Below are 17,851 nucleotides of genomic sequence, written 5' to 3' on the forward strand. Positions count from 1 at the left end.
ATGTCCATTTCGCTATCCATGCCGATTATTCATCCTGAGTAATCGAATCTTCATCCTGAAGATAACCAAGTCCTTGGCGTTTCCTGTTCCGTGTCAGCATCCTTCCGACATCATTCATATTACCGATTCCTTATTTATCAGCAATGGTGCATAAGCGAATTTCTATATAATTATTTGAATGATAAATGCACGTATTGTTTAATTTCAAGTGGTTACAATGTCTAGGTGCCTAATTTCGCAGTTAAATATCGATATTTACTCACTGCCTTGTGAGAGATCTCGCACAAGACAGGGAGTAAAAAGGGAGTATTTTCCCTTATTGGCCAATGGCAGCACCTTCACGACGAGGGTCTGCAGCACCTTCTAGACCATCTTTTGTGATGCGAATAGCGTGTAAACCCGAGTTAAGATCGCGAACGTTGACCTCAAATCCCATCTTTTCTAGCTCAGGTTTGAAGTTTTCCGCTGATGTTCCTTTTTCCAAATCTAAGGTACCGAAGCGATTTAGGAAGTGTGGTTGGTTGATCGCTTGTTGGATATCCATGTCCCATTGGGTGTGAGCAATGATCGCTTGTGCCACATAACCGATGATACGGCTGCCTCCCGGAGAGCCAATTGCCATGTAAGGTTTATCGTCTTGCATGATGATGGTCGGTGCCATTGAAGAACGTGGGCGCTTACCCGGTTCAAGTCGGTTCGCGATAGGTTTGCCATCGTTATGAGTCTTGAATGAGAAGTCGGTTAGTTCGTTATTGAGTAGGAAACCTCTAACCATCAAACGTGAGCCAAAGGCATTCTCAATAGTGGTAGTCATCGATACGACATTGCCATCACTATCGACAATGTTGAAGTGGCTGGTGGACGGCAACTCAATAGAAACATCTTGGCTTCTCTGCATCGCATGATCCCACGGTGGGGTGCCTGAAGGTGCGCTGTCTAATGCCTTACCTGCGGTAATTAACTGAGCACGCTCCTGCAAATAGTCAGTATTCACTAACCCTTGGGTTGGCATAGGCACATAATCTTGGTCTGCCATGTACATACCACGGTCTGCAAAGGCTAAGCGAGAAGCGTCTGCTAACACTTGCCAAGATTTTGCGTCGTTTGGCCCCCATGATTTGAGGTCAAACTGCTCAGTCATTGCAAGGATTTGTCCAACCGTTAACGCACCTGAACTTGGTGGCCCCATTCCGCAAATATCGTAGCTTTCATAAGCAGAACAAACCGGTTCGCGCTGCTTGATCGAATAGGCGTCGAAATCTTTCTGTGCCAATACGCCCGGGTTACCTTTCGCTGCTTGTACTGTGTTAATGATGTCGGCAGAAATCTCACCTTGGTAGAAAGCTTTAGCACCATCCTTCGAGATAGCGTGTAACGTTGCCGCGTATTCAGGGTTCTTAAGTTGCGTGCCAGCGGCTTTCGGGCTGCCATCGGCATTGAAGAAGTAGGCTTTAGTTGTCGCAAAGCGGCTCAGACGTTCTTGGTCGTTTTCGATCAAGGTGGCTAAACGTGGGCTGATAGTAAAACCTTCTTCAGCTAACTGAGCGATAGGTTTAATCAGTGATGCCCATTCGAGCTTGCCGTATTTCTGGTGAGTGTCCCACAGCAATTGCACCGTGCCCGGCGTGGCAACAGAACGACCGCCAACCACGGCATCATAGAATTTAAGCGGTTGTCCGTTTTCGTCTTGGAATAGACGTGGGGTGGCATTAAGTGGCGCAGTTTCACGGCCATCGTAGGTCTTGAGCTGTTTGTCTTTGCCATCAAAATAGACAAGGAAAGCGCCGCCACCAATACCTGATGACTGAGGTTCCACCAAGCCAAGCATAAGCTGCACGGCAACCATGGCGTCAATTGCGTTACCACCACGAACAAGTACATCAGCACCGGCTTGTGTTGCAAGAGGGTTGGCTGCGGTGACCATCCAATCGTTGGCTTTAACGAGTTGTTTGGTTTCTAAACCACTACTTTGTTCGGGTGCGACGGAATCGGCAGCTTGATTTGCCCAACTGACGTGAGAGGCAAAAAGTAGGGTAGAAGTGGCGAGGGTTGTTAGTTTTGTTTTCCACTGCATGATCTTCTCCTTTTAATATGCAGAGCTAGATTGGCAGTGGAAAGATTAGATAGCCAGTGCGTTGTTAACGAATTGTAATCTTGATTCGAATTTAAGCGATTAAACCGGACAGCGACTGCCAAAGAATACTCGCGCCAATCAGGCTGAATACGACGCCACATAAGCCATCGATGTATACCGTTGCTTCGCTCAGTTTCTTCTGTAGAGCCTTAGTCGAAAGCATCCACGCCAGTAGTGAAAACCAAAACAGAGACAGACCAAACAGGATGATAAGCGCAAAACCTTTACCTGATAGAGACATGTCGGCAGGCACTAAGCTCGACATCAAGCTGATAAAGAACACCAAAGCCTTTGGGTTGAGAATATTGGTCGCAAACCCTTTCGAAAATGCCTGACGCTTGTTGGTCAAAATAAGATCTTTGGCATTGATGGTATCGTCGTCATCGTCGTGGTTCTGAATGATTTGCCAGGTTGCTTTGAGGGCACCGTAGCCTAAGTAGAGCAAGTAGCTACCGCCAGCCAATTGGATAATGGCAAATAGGGTTGGTTGCTGGTGGACTAGGTAACTGATTCCCGTCAGGCTCAGCAACGAATGCAGTAAGATCCCGCAAGATAAACCAAGCGCAATGTACAAGCCTGTTTGTCTGCCGTGGCGTGTCGCATTTTGCACGACTAACGCAAAGTCTGGGCCGGGGCTCATCAAAGCGATGAAATGGATAGAGGCGAGGGTGATCAGTATGGTGACTTCGTTCATGTCAGTTCTCAATAACGTTGCCGCTATTATTAAATAAGTAATCGTATTGAGCGTAGCTTACCGCGATTTGAAATCGAGCAATTGTAAATTATCAACACTTAGTTGATTTGTGAAGGTGGTACGCCGAATGTGGTTTTGAATGCTTTGGAGAAGTGTGCTTGATCATAGAAGCCTACTTGGTGCGCGACCTTAGTACCACAGATCCCAGATTTAATCAGGCGCATGCTCTGTTCCATACGCAAACGGCTCAGCCACGCGTAAGGGGTGATACCCATTCTGTTCTTAAAGTGGCGTTGGAATTGAGTTGTGGTTAAGCCGCACAGCTCAGACAGTTGTTCTAATCGCACTGGCTGATCCAAATTCGCCATCAAATAGTCTTTGAGTGTATCAATCGATTGATTGCCCAGTTTGATGTCACTCTTCGATCCAAATTTGGCATAACGATCGACGATCGTCGAGAATCCCTCGAATGGTAAGCAATCTTGAGCGAGTTGGCTGATGTTTTGAGTTATTAAAAGACGGTGTAGGTTACACAATTGTAAAAACGCAGCTTGATCGGAGAGGATCAACTCTGAAAAGCCTAATGTGTGACCATTTTGCTTGGGATCGGCAAGATCTTGAAACCATTGGGGAGAAACTGCAAACACGCTGACTTGATAACCTGAATCGAGTTTGGAGTGCCCATCATGCAGCTCATCAGGTGGCATGATAACAACTTGGCCTGCACCGACATGATGGCTCGTCCCTTTATAGGCGAATTTTTGCTGCCCTTGGGTAATTAAGCCGATGTGAAAGTCCAAATGATAGTGGCGCTGAAAGGCAAACTCTTGGTATTGAGCTTGGATCAGGCTGATATCTTCTGTTGGGGTAGAGTAGTAGTGGACTTTATCCATGGTACAAAAAAGCTTGGTTAAATAGTCATCAATTCAACCAAGCTTATCTTCGTCACTCGCAGTTGTCTTGTAAAAAACGATCAGTTCTTTTGTTTAGCTTGTTTGTTCTTCTTGTTGTTACTCAAACCATCAAAGCTGAATACCACTAATGCCCCCCAAATAAAGGCAAAGGTAACAGCTTTGTCTGACGTAAAGGCTTCACCATAAATCAGCACGGCCAATAAGAACATTAAGCTTGGACCGATGTACTGGAAGAAACCCAGTGTCGATAGTTTTAATCGCGTAGCTGCACCCGTAAAACACAGTAAAGGGATGGTTGTAATCACACCAGCAGCAACCAGTAATAGGTTGAGCTGCATCGGGTTCATTGATAAGTCTGAGGTTGGACTATCGGCAATAAACAGTAAGTACGTTGCAGCGAGAGGCAACATTACTAGGGTTTCAATGAACAAACCTGTTTGTGCCTCTAAGCTAACTTTCTTACGTAGCAAGCCGTAGAAACCAAAACTAAAGGCTAATGCGATAGCGACAATAGGAATTGAGCCAAAGGCTATCAATTGGATAAGGACTCCGACAGCCGCTAGCGCAACCGCACACCACTGTAGTCTGCGTAAACGTTCGCCAAGGAACAGCATCCCAAGCAAGACGTTAATCAGTGGGTTGATGTAATACCCTAAGCTGGCATCGAGCATATGATTGGAATTAACCGCCCAGATAAAAATGAGCCAATTGGCACCCACCAAGATCGAAGTCGCCACCAAATAAAGCATTTTTGGTTTTGAGGTTAAGGTGTCACGAACCTTGCGCCAGCTGCGACCAATATGCAGTAAGAAAGCGAGTAGGAAAAAAGACCAAACTACACGGTGGCTAAGGATCTCTAGCGGGGAGACGTCACTTAAAGATTTGAAATATATAGGGGCGATCCCCCACATGGTGTAAGCGCCGACGGCAAGCAAGATTCCTTGGCGAGTACGTTGTTGTTCTTCAGGGGTCATACAACTTTCTCTAGCATTGAGTGCTTATTAATAAGATTTATAAGAGAGTTGGTCAGTATAGGAGCGTTAACCCTTTTCACCTAACAATTTGCGGTTTAATTCACCAGCGTTCCCCTCTACAATGTGCGCCTTGCTTGCGAATGATGCTGGCTGATTTTATACCTCGATTAGGAACCACAATGACCGCCACTCTGATTGCTGAGCAAATACCGACTCCCGCGAATGATGCGCAAAACATCTTACAAGATGTCTTTGGTTATCAAAGTTTTCGCGATGGTCAGCAAGAGGTCATCGATCTTGCCGTTGAAGGCAAAGATAGCTTGGTGATTATGCCAACTGGTGGCGGTAAGTCGCTGTGTTATCAAATTCCGGCCTTGGTTCGTGAAGGGTTAACTTTGGTTATCTCACCACTGATCTCGCTAATGAAAGACCAAGTTGACCAATTGAAGGCCAATGGCGTCGCTGCTGAGTGCATTAACTCGTCGATGCCAAGAGAAAAGCTAATCTCGGTGTTTAATCGCATGAACTCAGGCCAATTGAAAATGGTCTATGTTTCGCCAGAGCGGGTGTTGATGCGTGACTTTATCGAGCGTCTACAAGGGCTTCCTCTTTCAATGATCGCAGTCGATGAAGCGCACTGTATCTCTCAGTGGGGACACGACTTCCGCCCTGAATATGCATCATTGGGGCAACTTAAACAGTACTTCCCGCATGTACCTTATATGGCGCTAACGGCAACCGCTGACGATGCGACGCGCAAAGATATTATCTCGCGTTTGCAGTTGGTGGAGCCGCACACTTATTTAGGCAGCTTCGATCGTCCTAATATTCGTTACAACCTTGTAGAGAAACACAAGCCAGTGTCTCAGGTGGTTCGCTACCTAGAAACACAGAAAGGTAATTGCGGCATTATCTACTGTGGTAGCCGTAAAAAAGTGGAAATGGTGACCGAGAAGCTGTGCAATAACGGTCTTCGTGCGGCGGGTTATCATGCCGGAATGGACACCGATGAGCGTGCTTATGTGCAAGAGGCCTTCCAACGCGATGATATTCAGATCGTTGTGGCGACTGTGGCGTTTGGTATGGGTATCAATAAACCCAATGTACGCTTTGTGGTGCATTTTGATATACCACGTAACATCGAATCTTACTATCAAGAGACTGGCCGTGCGGGTCGTGATGGCTTGCCTGCAGAAGCTATGATGCTGTTTGACCCTGCTGATATGGGGTGGCTGCGTCGCATGCTGGATGAGAAAGAAGAAGGCCCACAGAAACAAGTTGAAATGCACAAGCTGAACGCGATGAGTGCCTTTGCTGAAGCGCAAACTTGTCGTCGTCAGGTTCTGCTTAATTACTTTGGCGAATATCGTGAGAAGCAATGTGGCAACTGCGATATCTGCCTCGATCCACCTAAGCATTTTGATGCGACTAAAGAAGCGCAGAAGGCGTTGTCTTGTGTGTACCGTGTCAATCAGTCGTTTGGTATGGGCTACGTAGTCGAAGTGATGCGTGGTATGCAGAATATTCGTGTCCGTGATAATGGTCACGATAAGCTATCTACCTACGGTATTGGCCGCGATCACAGTCATGATTACTGGATCAGTATCTTCCGTCAGCTGATTCATAAAGGCTTGCTGTTCCAGAACATCACTCGTAACTCAACTTTACAGTTAACCGAAGAAGCCCGCCCGCTGCTGCGCGGTGAGATGTCTTTGGAATTGGCTGTTCCTCGTTTAGATACAGCGGTGCGTAATGCTAAGTCCGATAAGTTAAGCAGCAAGAATTACGATAAGAAGCTGTTTGCGAAACTGCGTAAGCTGCGTAAGTCGATTGCAGATGAAGATGGCTTACCACCATACGTGGTATTCAGTGATGCGACCTTGATTGATATGGCTGAAATACTGCCTACCTCATACGGAGAGATGCTGGCAGTCAACGGTGTTGGTCAACGTAAACTGGATAAGTACGCAGACCCATTCCTAGATTTGATTCAAGAACACATCACCACACACGGCTAGTTTGCAAGAAACGTCTAACTAATAGAAAAAGAATAAGGTTGATAGGGACATGACAACACAAACAGAATTTGGCTTAAGAGAATATTTAGCTGAGGAAGGGCGTTTATTGATTACGTCTCCAAGTTTTGATTTTGATTCTTACGAAGTATTAGGTGAAAAGCTGGTGGCGTTACTGTCAGCGTCTGTTGTTGAAAAGCAATGGGACGCCGATATGCATTCTTGGTTGATTGATTTTGAAGATTGTCGAATGTTCTTAAAGTCTGAGCACTACAGTGAATCAATCTGGTTTGAGTCGCTAAACGCTGAAGAAAGCCGAGAAGAGTTTGATTATCTCGCGACGCTTTTCAAGCGCGGTTTTTAACTTTTAGCATCGCTTCTAAAACCTAGTGTTTTAACACATAGTTTCTAAAGCCATTTACCAATAAAAGTGAGAATAAACGTTTGCGTTTGTTCTCACCGTTGCAGCCAATATTGATTAATGTATAATCGCCCGCCGTTCAACAGAGCAATTTTTAGATACATTTTTTAATTCACATTATTGGTAAGAGCTTTCTTGGATTATTCGAAGAAATGACTCGATTTGGGTTCCCTCACCCCCAAACCAAACTAAAAAGGTACAGCATGAGTAACTTTACCCCTGCGCAACAGCGCAAAGCCCTAGCACTATTAGTTTTGTTCCATTTGGTGATTATTGCGTCAAGCAACTATCTGGTTCAGCTACCTTTTACCGTCTTCGGTATGCATACCACTTGGGGTGCTTTCACTTTCCCGTTTATCTTTCTAGCGACCGATCTGACCGTACGTATTTTTGGCGCGCAGCTTGCCCGTAAAATCATTTTCTTAGTGATGTTACCAGCGCTGGCCGTTTCTTATTTCTTGTCAGTGGTGTTCTTTGAAGGTTCATTCCAAGGCTTTAGCCAACTAGGTGAGTTCAACTTGTTTGTTGCACGTATCGCCGCGGCGAGCTTCATGGCTTATTTATTAGGTCAGATTTTGGATGTGCATGTTTTCAACCGCCTACGTCAGCTTAAACAGTGGTGGGTAGCCCCAACATGCTCAACGTTATTCGGTAATGCTATTGATACCATCGCTTTCTTTGCGATTGCTTTCTACCAAAGCCCAGATCCATTCATGGCCGAGCATTGGACTGAGATTGCCTTAGTCGATTACGGATTCAAACTTATCATCAGCTTAGGCTTGTTCGTGCCTATGTACGGTGTGCTTCTTAACTACATTGTTAGAAAGCTAACCGCAGTGAACCCTGACTTTAAAGCGACAGGCGTGAACGTATAGCTTTTTACTATCGATAGTTCGATAAGACCTTAATCATTCAGTGCCCTTTGATTTTCGTTGAAGGGCGCTTATTCCCCTCTATTTTTCTTCTCTTCTCTAGCGATTTTTCTCCCTCTTTATCTTCAAATGCACTACCCAGGCAACTTGCCTTTTCATTCTAAGTTGTTGATAAGTTATTGGTTTATGTTTTCTTGATATCGTTATTATTGAATGGTAATCCTTTGGTGATGTGGTGAACGTGTACGTTTGTAGAATGGCGGCTCTTTGTCATTATGAGTCTCGCCATGTTCATCCTTATCACCTTCAAACTCTACTGTGTATACAGCGACTATCGCCGTAAAAAGTGGAAGAAAGCATTTCCTATTCAATCGGAATAATTCGATGGTTCGAAGTGAGCACTCTCGTAATGGAGCGAATGAGATAAAGTGTGCAAAGGAAGCGTGCAGGGAAGTGAGTAATAAAAAGGCCTTCAATTGTGAAGGCCTTTTGTGTATCTAAACAAGTGTAAGAATTACGACTCTGCGATCGTCAGAGGCCAACCAATGTCTGTTTGACGGTTGGATTCGATCTCTAGTTCAGCTGCGGTCAGTGGATTACTCGCAAGCCATTGCTTATCGATGGTGAGCGTTAAGTTGTCACCATTGGCTGTCAGTGTCACTTGTGGCTCAAGGTCTGGGTTACGACGGTGAGTCAACAAAATAGCCAAACGCAGAATACGTAAGATACGCTTGCTGCTGGTACCTGAGATAGCGTGTTGCTCTGGTAATGAGGTTAACTGTTCACGGTAGCGACGAGTTAACTCACCCAAGTAGTGCTTTTGCGCTCGAGTAAAGCCAGGTAGGTCTAAGTTCTGCAGCAGATAAGCGCTGTGCTCACCGCCTTTTTTGAAATCGATGGTTAAACCAATCTCGTGAAGCTTAGCTGCCGTTTGCAATAGCACACCAGCTTGAGGTTCTGAAACCCACGCTTCGGCGCCCGCTTGGTCTAGCAGCGTTTGTGCGACTACAGCAACTTGTTCACCGTAGCTTACGTCCATTTGGTAGCGTGATTGAACACTCTTAATGGTACGCGCTCGGATATCTTCTTGGCGAAGCTCATCAACCATCTCGTAGGCTAGGCCTTCACGGAGTGCGCCGCCTGCGAGTGTCATTGAATCTATTTCAAGCAACTCAAAAATAGCAATAAGAATGGAAAGGCCACTCGGGAACACTAATGCGCGTTCAAGGGTAAGTCCTTCGATTTCTAGCTCTTCCAAGCGCTCAGTAATCATCGCTTGTTTCTGTAGACGCTTAAGTTTGGCATGAGTAATCACTTCATCCATGCCTTGCGCCAACATGATCTCTTGCAGTGCTTGAACGGTACCGCTGGCGCCCACACACACATCCCATCCGATATCAGTGTAGCTATCTAGGATAGGAGCCAACGTCGACTTCGCCGCTTCAATGGCGTTGTTAAAGTTGGTAGCGGTTAATTGGCGGTTTTTAAAGTGGCGCTCAAGCCAAGTAACACAGCCCATCTTTAGGCTGGTTAGTGCTTTCGCTGAGAAGCCTTCACCAATGATCATCTCGGTGCTTGCGCCACCAATATCAACAACCAGTCGGCGGCCGCTGCCACCAGAAGTGTGTGCTACGCCTTTATAGATAGTCGCAGCTTCTTCTTCTCCGGAGATAACATTGATGTCGTAACCAAGGATCTGGTTCGCTTTCTCTAGAAATATATCCACATTGATAGCAGTACGTAGGGTCGCTGTACCGACAATGCGGATATTTTCTTTCGGAATATCTTGAAGTCGCTCTGCAAAGAGACTCAAACAGTCCCAACCGCGCTGCATGGCTTCTGTACTAAGCGCATTATTTTCATCTAAGCCTGCAGCTAAACGCACTTTGCGCTTAATTTTAGCCATGGTTTGTACGCTGCCATCGATATGACGCACAACGAGCATATGAAAACTGTTCGACCCGAGGTCGATTGCAGCGTAAAGCGGGGGTGACACTGTTTGACTCATAAGCGACTAAGCTTCCTTGTTATGACGCGGTTGGCGTGGGCGACGGTTCTGGTTTGGTTTACGGTTCCCGTTGCGTGGGCCATTGTTGTTTGAGCGGCGTTGTTGCGGGTTACGTGTACGTAAGCGCAATGGTGCTGGTAGATCTTCTAGCAGTGCAGAAGCATCGTAGTCAGACACAGGGATCGCGTGCTCAATGTATTCTTCGATTGGTGGCAAGTTGATTGCGTAATCTTCACAAGCAAAGCTGATCGAGTGACCACTTGCACCAGCACGACCTGTACGGCCGATACGGTGAACGTAATCTTCACAGTCATCAGGTAGGTCGAAGTTGAATACGTGTGTTACTTGAGGAATGTGTAGACCACGTGCTGCAACGTCGGTTGCGACAAGCAGGTCAACATCACCTTTAGTGAATTGCTCAAGAATCTTTTCACGTTTCTTCTGAGGAACATCGCCAGTTAGCAGGCCAACACGGTGACCATCTGCAGCTAGGTGACCCCAAACAGACTCACATTTGTGCTTAGTGTTAGCGAAGATGATAGCGCGCTCTGGCCACTCTTCTTCAACTAGAGTCTGCAGCAGTGCCATTTTGTGTTCGTTTGATGGGTAGAACAGCTCTTCCTGAATGCGGTGACCTGTTTTACGCTCTGGCTCAACAACAACATGCTCTGGGTTGTGCATGTGTTCGAACGCTAGCTCTTGTACGCGGTAAGACAATGTCGCAGAGAACAGCATGTTCAGGCGATCTTTTGGCTCAGGCATACGGCGGAACAAGAAGCGGATGTCTTTGATGAAACCAAGATCGAACATGCGATCAGCTTCGTCAAGAACAACAGCTTGAATGTGGTTAAGGTTAAATACCTTCTGCTTGTAGAAATCGATGATGCGGCCAGTCGTACCAATTAAGATATCTGCGCCTTCTTCGATTTTACCTAGTTGCTTGTCGTAGCTTTCGCCACCGTAAGCAAGTGCTGCCTTGATACCTGTGCTTTCAACCAGAGAGTCAGCATCGTTGTAGATCTGAATCGCGAGTTCACGCGTTGGTGCCATAATAATCGCACGTGGCTGGTTAGGCTTACGCCCTTCATGCTCAGATGTTTTTAGCAGGTGGTTAAAAGTAGCAGTAAGAAACGCAAGCGTTTTACCAGTACCCGTTTGGGCCTGGCCTGCAATGTCTTGGCCGGTGAGCAGTACCGGGAGCGCCAAGGCTTGGATAGGGGTACAATAATCGAACCCTTTTTTCTCCAATCCTTCAATGACTTGCGGAAGTAAATCCAAGTCGGCGAACTTTTGCTCTGTGATATGCGTCTTTTTCATTGCTATAGAATATCAGCTTAAGCTTGCAATACGAAAGTAAATACATTCCAATAGGGCATCTATTTACTGGTTATCATCCAACCAGTTCTAAAAAATACATTGGAGTGGAAGATGAGTGATAAGATTTTGCAGCTAACTGATGACGGTTTTGATAACGATGTAATCAATGCTGCAGGCCCTGTTCTTGTTGATTTTTGGGCAGAATGGTGTGGTCCATGTAAAATGATTGCGCCGATTCTTGATGAAATCGCAGACGAGTACGAAGGCAAGCTCACAATCGGTAAATTAAATATCGACCAAAATGCTGGTACTCCACCAAAGTTTGGTATTCGCGGTATTCCAACGCTACTTCTTTTCAAAGATGGCGGCGTAGCAGCGACTAAAGTTGGTGCATTATCTAAAACTCAACTTAAAGAGTTCTTAGACGCTAACCTTTAATCAGGTCAGCATTTGAAAAGAAACCGTGCAGTTAACAAATGCGCGGTTTTGTTTTTTCTAAGCTATGGACTAGTCTTAGTTTTAGTGCTAATTTATCGCACGTTAATTGAACGAATTTCTCTTCTTGGTCGATCCTGTGACCAAATCCTTCTTAACTCAAGAAAACAGATCCTATTTTGACTAAACAAACTTCCACCACTATGAATCTTACTGAACTGAAGAACAGACCTGTGTCTGAGCTTGTTAAACTTAGCGAAAGCTTAGGTCTTGAAAATCAAGCTCGCCTAAGAAAACAAGACATTATCTTCTCCATCCTTAAAGCGCATGCAAAAAGTGGTGAAGACATCTTTGGTGATGGTGTTCTAGAAATTCTTCAAGACGGTTTTGGTTTCCTACGTAGCGCCGACAGTTCATACCTGGCTGGCCCAGATGATATCTACGTATCACCAAGCCAAATTCGTCGTTTTAACCTACGTACAGGTGACTCTATTGGCGGTAAAATCCGTCCACCTAAAGACGGTGAGCGTTACTTTGCACTGCTTAAAGTAAACACGGTTAACTACGACAAGCCAGACAACGCTCGTAACAAGATTCTTTTCGAAAACCTTACTCCTCTTCACGCTAACGAACGTATGGTGATGGAAGCGGGTAATGGTGCGACTGAAGATATTACGGCTCGTATTCTTGACCTTGCATCTCCAATTGGTAAAGGTCAGCGTGGTCTGATTGTTGCTCCGCCTAAAGCGGGTAAGACAATGCTTCTGCAAAACATTGCTCAAAGCATTGCACGTAACCATCCTGAGTGTGAACTAATGGTTCTACTTATCGATGAGCGTCCAGAAGAAGTAACAGAAATGCAGCGTCTAGTTAAAGGCGAAGTAGTTGCTTCAACATTCGATGAGCCAGCATCTCGCCACGTACAAGTTGCAGAAATGGTTATCGAGAAAGCGAAACGCCTTGTTGAACACAAGAAAGACGTAGTTATCCTACTGGATTCTATTACTCGTCTAGCTCGTGCTTACAACACTGTGATTCCTTCATCAGGTAAAGTTCTTACTGGTGGTGTTGACGCGAATGCTCTACATCGTCCAAAGCGTTTCTTCGGTGCGGCACGTAACGTAGAAGAAGGCGGTAGCTTAACGATCATCGCAACAGCACTGGTTGATACTGGTTCTAAGATGGATGAAGTTATCTACGAAGAATTCAAAGGTACAGGTAACATGGAACTGCACCTTAACCGTAAGATTGCTGAAAAACGCGTATTCCCAGCGATTGATTTCAACCGCTCTGGTACTCGTCGTGAAGAGCTTCTTACCAAGAACGATGAACTACAGAAGATGTGGATCCTACGTAAGATTGTTCACCCAATGGGCGAAATCGACGCAATGGAATTCCTTATCGACAAGCTAGCAATGACGAAAACGAACGATGAGTTCTTTGACGCAATGCGTCGTCAGTAATATTGATTAGCTGATCGTTATTTAATAAGCGCTGCCCTCGGGTGGCGCTTTTTATTTGCATTTTGTAGCGCCAGCTTGCAGAATGAGTAAAAGTGTTACAAGGAAGTTAAAATGCAACATGGACTGTTGTCATCATTACTCCTGTCTACTTCACTGTTATTTTCACCGGTTGGTATGAGCTATGCCACCGAGATGTCTCCACTTACAGTAGAGTCTTGGCTTGAGAATGATCAAGTAAAACTGAAAACTGCTGAACTACTCGAGCTTGTCGTACGTGACGAAGTCAATTCGCTACGCTTTGCGCTTGAGCGCCTGACATTTCCCCAGCAAGAGGTGGCTCGTTACCAACTCTTGAAGAAGCTTGAACAGCAAAAAATCGTACTCACCCCCAAGATGTCTATCTTCATTGAGCAGCAACTCGCTATCACGCCCACTTATCAAGTATTAGAGCGTGGAGATGGCTATGAGTTTACGGTACCTGCCTTTAACTACCCTTCAATTGCTAATCGCCTTATCAAACAATGGCGTCAAGATCAGAAGACATTGGTATTTGTGCTAGATGCAGAGAAACAGGAACTCGACCTAAAAGAGTGGTTATCTGGATCTGAATATCAAGTTCAAACGCGAGAAGCGTTGCTCATTAGAGAGCTAGACAGTTTGTCTCCTGAAGCGGTTGATTACCTAACTAAGCAACTCACCGCATCTTCTATTGTTAGCTGGTTACCCTCTACTGAGGTGGTGGTGCGATTAGCGCAAGTGAGCGAAGACCCAGAGGTCTACAAGATTCTATGGCGAATGAAGGCCGATTATCATAGCCAAGCTGAGCTAGTTCGCCTTGCTGAAACCAAACAAACGTTCGCGCTTGAACAGGTGATGGCCGCGACTAAGAACCCGCGTTTGAAAGATGAAGCGATTACTTTGCTTACCAAAGTTAACCCCTTATCAGAAGAGGTGAAGCTGTTCCTTGTCTCTAGGATGGCGATTGCTGATGAAGCACCATTAGTCGCGCGTGAACTCGCCAAACAAGGTCATACGCGATGGTTGCAAGATCTCGTCAATGATAACCCTCAGGTGAAGAGCTCTTTGATCGAGCAAGCATTACCGTAAAGTGGATTTTGCCTCTCAATAACCACACTAAAAAGGGGGATCTCAGCGTCACCCTTTTTGATATACTGAGCGCAGAATAATCAGCATGTAGAAGTCCTATGAGTTTTAAAGATTTACGTGATTTTATCGACCATCTTGAAAGTATTGGTCAGTTGAAACGCATTTCTCACCCAGTCGATCCAGACTACGAAATGACCGAGATTAGCGACCGTACTCTACGTGCTGGTGGCCCGGCTCTTTTGTTTGAAAATCCAGTAGGCTATGACATGCCTGTTTTGACCAACCTATTTGGTACACCCAACCGTGTTGCTATTGGTATGGGGCGTCAAGAAGTCAAAGAACTGCGTGAAGTGGGCAAGTTGCTTGCTTACCTAAAAGAACCTGAGCCACCAAAAGGCTTTAAAGACGCTCTTGATAAACTGCCTGTATTTAAGCAAGTCTTAAATATGCCGGCTAAACGCCTTCGCAAAGCGGCTTGCCAACAAGTGGTATGGCAAGGCGATGACGTCGACCTAGATAAAATCCCGGTGATGAGCTGTTGGGCTGACGATGTCGCGCCATTGCTAACATGGGGTTTAACGGTTACTCGTGGTCCAAACAAGAAACGCCAAAACTTAGGCATCTATCGTCAACAGAAGATCGGCAAGAATAAAATCATCATGCGTTGGTTAGCCCACCGTGGTGGAGCACTGGATCTGCGTGATTGGATGGAAACCAACCCAGGTAAACCATTTCCGGTATCGGTAGCGTTTGGTGCTGACCCTGCCACCATTCTTGGTGCGGTTACGCCAGTGCCGGATACTTTATCAGAGTACGCGTTTGCAGGCTTACTGCGTGGTAGTAAAACTGAGGTCGTTAAATCAATCAGCAACGACTTAGAAGTTCCTGCAAGTGCAGAAATCGTGATGGAAGGTTACATCGACCCGAATGAATTCGCAGATGAAGGGCCTTACGGAGATCATACTGGTTACTATAACGAGAAAGAAAAGCACCATGTGTTTACTATTACTCATGTAACCATGCGCGAGAACCCTATCTATCACAGCACCTATACTGGCCGTCCACCTGATGAGCCTGCGGTATTGGGTGTTGCGCTCAATGAAGTGTTTGTGCCTATTCTTCAAAAGCAGTTCCCAGAGATTGAAGATTTCTATCTACCGCCTGAAGGTTGTTCGTACCGAATGGCAGTAGTGACCATGAAGAAGCAATACCCAGGTCACGCTAAGCGAGTAATGATGGGTGTATGGTCTTTCTTACGCCAATTCATGTACACCAAATTTGTATTTGTGTGCGATGAAGATGTGAATGCACGCGATTGGTCTCAAGTAACCGCAGCGATGTGCGAACATATGGAGCCGTCACGCGATAGCCTGATGATAGAGAACACGCCGATCGATTCATTGGATTTTGCCTCACCCGTGGTTGGGTTAGGTTCTAAGATGGGTCTAGATATCACTAAGAAGTGGGACGCAGAGTTAGCGTTATCGCCAGATGTCCAAACAGCACCTGTAAATAGTGAACATATAGAAGGTAGCTTGGCTGAGTTAACCAAAGTTCATCCTGAAATTATTGATATTCACCTGCAAAACGACAATGCCAGCATGGTTGTGGTGTCTATTGATAAGCAAGCTGCCGGTAATGGTAAGAAAATCATGGAAGCGGTTTGGTCTCAATTTGATGAGAACAAGTTTGTTATCGTGTGTGACGGTGATGTCAACGTGAGTGATTGGAATGACATCATTTGGGCTGTAACGACCAGGATGGATCCGGCGAGAGATACGTTATTCCTACAGAACGAAACTGGACACTCAAAAATGGGCCTCGATGCGACCAATAAGTGGGAAGGTGAATGCCTGCGTGAGTGGGGTGTTCCAATCACAAAAGATCCTGATGTCGTGAAAAAGATTGATAGCATCTGGGAACAACTAGGAATTTCATGAGCTACCAAGTAGTCTTATACCCAGAAAACATCAGTTTCACAGTAGAAAAAGGGCAAACGGTCTTGGATGCTGCGCTCAACAGCGATATCTATTTCCCAAACCGTTGCCAAGTTGGCGCATGCGCAATGTGTATGTGCAAAAAATTAGAAGGGCAAGTGAGTTACCACCTTGAACCCATGCTCACAGAGAAAGAGCAGCAACAAGGCTGGATTTTTGCTTGCCAAGCATTTGCAGAAAGTAATTTAGTTCTAACCTTTGCCGATTAAGGGTTAGTAAGAGGAAGAACATGACTATTAAATGTAAAGTGAAGTCTATCGAGCCTTTGGCTTGTAATACTTACCAAATCCTACTTCACCCAGAAACACCGGTCGATTTTAAAGCGGGCCAGTACCTGATGGTTGAGATGGGCGAGAAAGATAAGCGCCCATTCTCTATCGCAAGTAGCCCTTGCCGCCACGAAGGTGAGCTTGAGCTACATATTGGTGCTGCCGAGCATAATGCTTACGCATTAGAAGTCGTTGAAGCGATGAAGAAGGCACAAGCTGAAGATGGCGATATTGCGATTGATGCTCCACACGGAGATGCTTGGATCAAAGAAGAAAGCGATCGCCCTCTATTACTTATTGCTGGTGGTACTGGCTTCAGCTACGTGCGCTCTATTCTTGATCACTGCATCGCGCAAAATAGCTCGAAAGAGATCTACCTATACTGGGGCGCAAAAGATGAGTGCCAGCTGTATGCGAAAGAAGAGCTGGTTGGCATTGCAGAAAAGCATAGCAATGTGCACTTTGTACCGGTAGTAGAAGAAGCACCGGAAGTTTGGCACGGCCAAACAGGTAATGTGCTTGAGGCTATCACGCAAAGTTTCGAATCATTAGCTGATTTCGATATCTATATTGCGGGTCGTTTTGAAATGGCGGGCGCTGCAAGAGACCTATTTACTCAGAATAAAGAAGCAAAGCGCGACCATATGTACGCGGATGCTTACGCATTTATCTAACAATACCCTTAGGTTTTGAGCAAAAAGAGAGCAGAAATGCTCTCTTTTTTACGTTTAGGTGAACTATTAGGCAGTTAACCCCTATTTATTCATTTTTTATGAAAAAGTAGTTGCTAAGCTGAGAGGGTTCCCTATAATGCGACACCACTGAGACGGCAGACGCCACAAGGCTTCAGCAGGAATCAGTAAGACGGAAAGCGACAAAAAATTAATTTTCAAAAAGTGTTTGACACTGAATGTTAATTCGCTAGAATGGCCGTCCACTTCGAGAGGCTCCTTACTTAAAAGGAACGCTCAAGAAGTTAAGCTCTTTAACAATTTAAACCTATCAATCTGTGTGGGCACTCGTTGATGAATATCAAAACGTTATTGGTTCTTTTTCGAAAGAGCGTAATAACAGTTACTTCGGTAACAAAATGATTTCAATGAACTGAGTGACCAATACGTTTAACTACTTGTAGTTAATCGGCACAGTCAATTCATTATCTTTCTGTTGGAAAGATAATAGCTTTAGAATTACATGTTCATTTTCGAATGAATATTAGTTTTGAAGTCAG

15 protein-coding genes are annotated in these 17,851 nt (G+C 45.4%); 9 read left to right on the forward strand and 6 right to left on the reverse strand.

All coding sequences use genetic code 11. The annotated features are described in order from the left end of the window. Window positions 1–316 precede the first annotated feature (316 nt). The 4 genes from ggt to rarD all read right to left on the reverse strand — a co-directional run bounded on the left by ggt (window position 317) and on the right by rarD (window position 4,716). Window positions 317–2,074: a gamma-glutamyltransferase gene (gene ggt, locus AB4371_RS14355; RefSeq protein WP_372150188.1), complete on the reverse strand. Its 1,758-nt coding sequence runs from the start codon at window positions 2,072–2,074 to the stop codon at window positions 317–319. A gap of 91 nt (window positions 2,075–2,165) precedes the next feature. Next, window positions 2,166–2,828, reverse strand: coding sequence for a LysE family translocator (locus tag AB4371_RS14360; protein WP_102393439.1), 663 nt, complete (start codon window positions 2,826–2,828; stop codon window positions 2,166–2,168). A gap of 98 nt (window positions 2,829–2,926) precedes the next feature. Then, entirely contained in the window at window positions 2,927–3,721 is a 795-nt protein-coding gene (locus AB4371_RS14365) for an AraC family transcriptional regulator (protein ID WP_372150190.1), read from the reverse strand. Window positions 3,722–3,801: 80 nt separating this feature from the next. Then, window positions 3,802–4,716 (reverse strand): EamA family transporter RarD, encoded by a 915-nt coding sequence (gene rarD / locus AB4371_RS14370; RefSeq protein ID WP_010440687.1) that lies wholly within the window; start codon window positions 4,714–4,716, stop codon window positions 3,802–3,804. A 179-nt stretch (window positions 4,717–4,895) separates the two neighbouring features. On the opposite strand from rarD, the gene recQ reads away from it, so the two are divergent. The 3 genes from recQ (at window position 4,896) to AB4371_RS14385 (ending at window position 8,027) form a co-directional block, all read left to right on the forward strand. Further along, window positions 4,896–6,734 (forward strand): ATP-dependent DNA helicase RecQ, encoded by a 1,839-nt coding sequence (recQ, locus tag AB4371_RS14375; protein ID WP_372132671.1) that lies wholly within the window; start codon window positions 4,896–4,898, stop codon window positions 6,732–6,734. Between the two features lie 49 nt (window positions 6,735–6,783). After that, the gene (locus AB4371_RS14380; RefSeq protein WP_017061332.1) at window positions 6,784–7,095 is read left to right on the forward strand and encodes a DUF3630 family protein; all 312 of its coding nucleotides are present in this window, start codon (window positions 6,784–6,786) and stop codon (window positions 7,093–7,095) included. Window positions 7,096–7,355: 260 nt separating this feature from the next. After that, window positions 7,356–8,027: a 7-cyano-7-deazaguanine/7-aminomethyl-7-deazaguanine transporter gene (locus AB4371_RS14385; RefSeq protein WP_048613244.1), complete on the forward strand. Its 672-nt coding sequence runs from the start codon at window positions 7,356–7,358 to the stop codon at window positions 8,025–8,027. A 511-nt stretch (window positions 8,028–8,538) separates the two neighbouring features. Here AB4371_RS14385 and gppA read toward each other — a convergent pair. Next, window positions 8,539–10,032, reverse strand: a complete 1,494-nt coding sequence (gppA, locus tag AB4371_RS14390) for a guanosine-5'-triphosphate,3'-diphosphate diphosphatase (protein ID WP_372150191.1) — start codon at window positions 10,030–10,032, stop codon at window positions 8,539–8,541. A gap of 6 nt (window positions 10,033–10,038) precedes the next feature. Beyond that, complete coding sequence (rhlB, locus tag AB4371_RS14395; protein ID WP_017062979.1) at window positions 10,039–11,349, reverse strand: ATP-dependent RNA helicase RhlB; 1,311 nt, start codon at window positions 11,347–11,349, stop codon at window positions 10,039–10,041. A gap of 111 nt (window positions 11,350–11,460) precedes the next feature. Here rhlB and trxA point away from each other — a divergent pair, with 111 nt between their 5' ends. From trxA to fre, 6 genes are all read left to right on the forward strand, one after another. Then, window positions 11,461–11,787, forward strand: a complete 327-nt coding sequence (trxA, locus tag AB4371_RS14400; RefSeq protein WP_010440700.1) for a thioredoxin TrxA — start codon at window positions 11,461–11,463, stop codon at window positions 11,785–11,787. A 200-nt stretch (window positions 11,788–11,987) separates the two neighbouring features. Next, complete coding sequence (gene rho / locus AB4371_RS14405; RefSeq protein ID WP_017062978.1) at window positions 11,988–13,247, forward strand: transcription termination factor Rho; 1,260 nt, start codon at window positions 11,988–11,990, stop codon at window positions 13,245–13,247. A gap of 111 nt (window positions 13,248–13,358) precedes the next feature. Continuing rightward, complete coding sequence (locus tag AB4371_RS14410) at window positions 13,359–14,354, forward strand: hypothetical protein (protein ID WP_372150192.1); 996 nt, start codon at window positions 13,359–13,361, stop codon at window positions 14,352–14,354. A gap of 98 nt (window positions 14,355–14,452) precedes the next feature. Continuing rightward, on the forward strand, window positions 14,453–16,294 hold the full coding sequence (ubiD, locus tag AB4371_RS14415) for a 4-hydroxy-3-polyprenylbenzoate decarboxylase (RefSeq protein WP_372150194.1): 1,842 nt from the start codon (window positions 14,453–14,455) through the stop codon (window positions 16,292–16,294). Continuing rightward, the gene (locus AB4371_RS14420) at window positions 16,291–16,560 is read left to right on the forward strand and encodes a 2Fe-2S iron-sulfur cluster-binding protein (protein ID WP_008224727.1); all 270 of its coding nucleotides are present in this window, start codon (window positions 16,291–16,293) and stop codon (window positions 16,558–16,560) included. Before ubiD ends, AB4371_RS14420 begins: the two co-directional genes overlap by 4 nt. Window positions 16,561–16,580: 20 nt before the next feature. Then, entirely contained in the window at window positions 16,581–17,294 is a 714-nt protein-coding gene (fre, locus tag AB4371_RS14425) for an NAD(P)H-flavin reductase (protein WP_372150195.1), read from the forward strand. Window positions 17,295–17,851 lie beyond the last annotated feature (557 nt).

Origin of the sequence: Vibrio sp. 10N.261.51.A3 (genome assembly GCF_041471965.1) — a bacterium.
Taxonomy (GTDB): domain Bacteria; phylum Pseudomonadota; class Gammaproteobacteria; order Enterobacterales; family Vibrionaceae; genus Vibrio; species Vibrio crassostreae_C.

What these genes read in the sequence shown, in the direction of transcription:
- recQ (WP_372132671.1), top strand. Translation starts at nt 4,896, where the DNA reads ATGACCGCCACTCTGATTGCTGAGCAAATACCGACTCCCGCGAATGAT.
- AB4371_RS14365 (WP_372150190.1), bottom strand. Translation starts at nt 3,721, where the DNA reads ATGGATAAAGTCCACTACTACTCTACCCCAACAGAAGATATCAGCCTG.
- fre (WP_372150195.1), top strand. Translation starts at nt 16,581, where the DNA reads ATGACTATTAAATGTAAAGTGAAGTCTATCGAGCCTTTGGCTTGTAAT.
- AB4371_RS14360 (WP_102393439.1), bottom strand. Translation starts at nt 2,828, where the DNA reads ATGAACGAAGTCACCATACTGATCACCCTCGCCTCTATCCATTTCATC.
- ggt (WP_372150188.1), bottom strand. Translation starts at nt 2,074, where the DNA reads ATGCAGTGGAAAACAAAACTAACAACCCTCGCCACTTCTACCCTACTT.
- rhlB (WP_017062979.1), bottom strand. Translation starts at nt 11,349, where the DNA reads ATGAAAAAGACGCATATCACAGAGCAAAAGTTCGCCGACTTGGATTTA.
- gppA (WP_372150191.1), bottom strand. Translation starts at nt 10,032, where the DNA reads ATGAGTCAAACAGTGTCACCCCCGCTTTACGCTGCAATCGACCTCGGG.
- rarD (WP_010440687.1), bottom strand. Translation starts at nt 4,716, where the DNA reads ATGACCCCTGAAGAACAACAACGTACTCGCCAAGGAATCTTGCTTGCC.
- trxA (WP_010440700.1), top strand. Translation starts at nt 11,461, where the DNA reads ATGAGTGATAAGATTTTGCAGCTAACTGATGACGGTTTTGATAACGAT.
- AB4371_RS14385 (WP_048613244.1), top strand. Translation starts at nt 7,356, where the DNA reads ATGAGTAACTTTACCCCTGCGCAACAGCGCAAAGCCCTAGCACTATTA.
- AB4371_RS14410 (WP_372150192.1), top strand. Translation starts at nt 13,359, where the DNA reads ATGCAACATGGACTGTTGTCATCATTACTCCTGTCTACTTCACTGTTA.
- AB4371_RS14380 (WP_017061332.1), top strand. Translation starts at nt 6,784, where the DNA reads ATGACAACACAAACAGAATTTGGCTTAAGAGAATATTTAGCTGAGGAA.
- rho (WP_017062978.1), top strand. Translation starts at nt 11,988, where the DNA reads ATGAATCTTACTGAACTGAAGAACAGACCTGTGTCTGAGCTTGTTAAA.
- ubiD (WP_372150194.1), top strand. Translation starts at nt 14,453, where the DNA reads ATGAGTTTTAAAGATTTACGTGATTTTATCGACCATCTTGAAAGTATT.
- AB4371_RS14420 (WP_008224727.1), top strand. Translation starts at nt 16,291, where the DNA reads ATGAGCTACCAAGTAGTCTTATACCCAGAAAACATCAGTTTCACAGTA.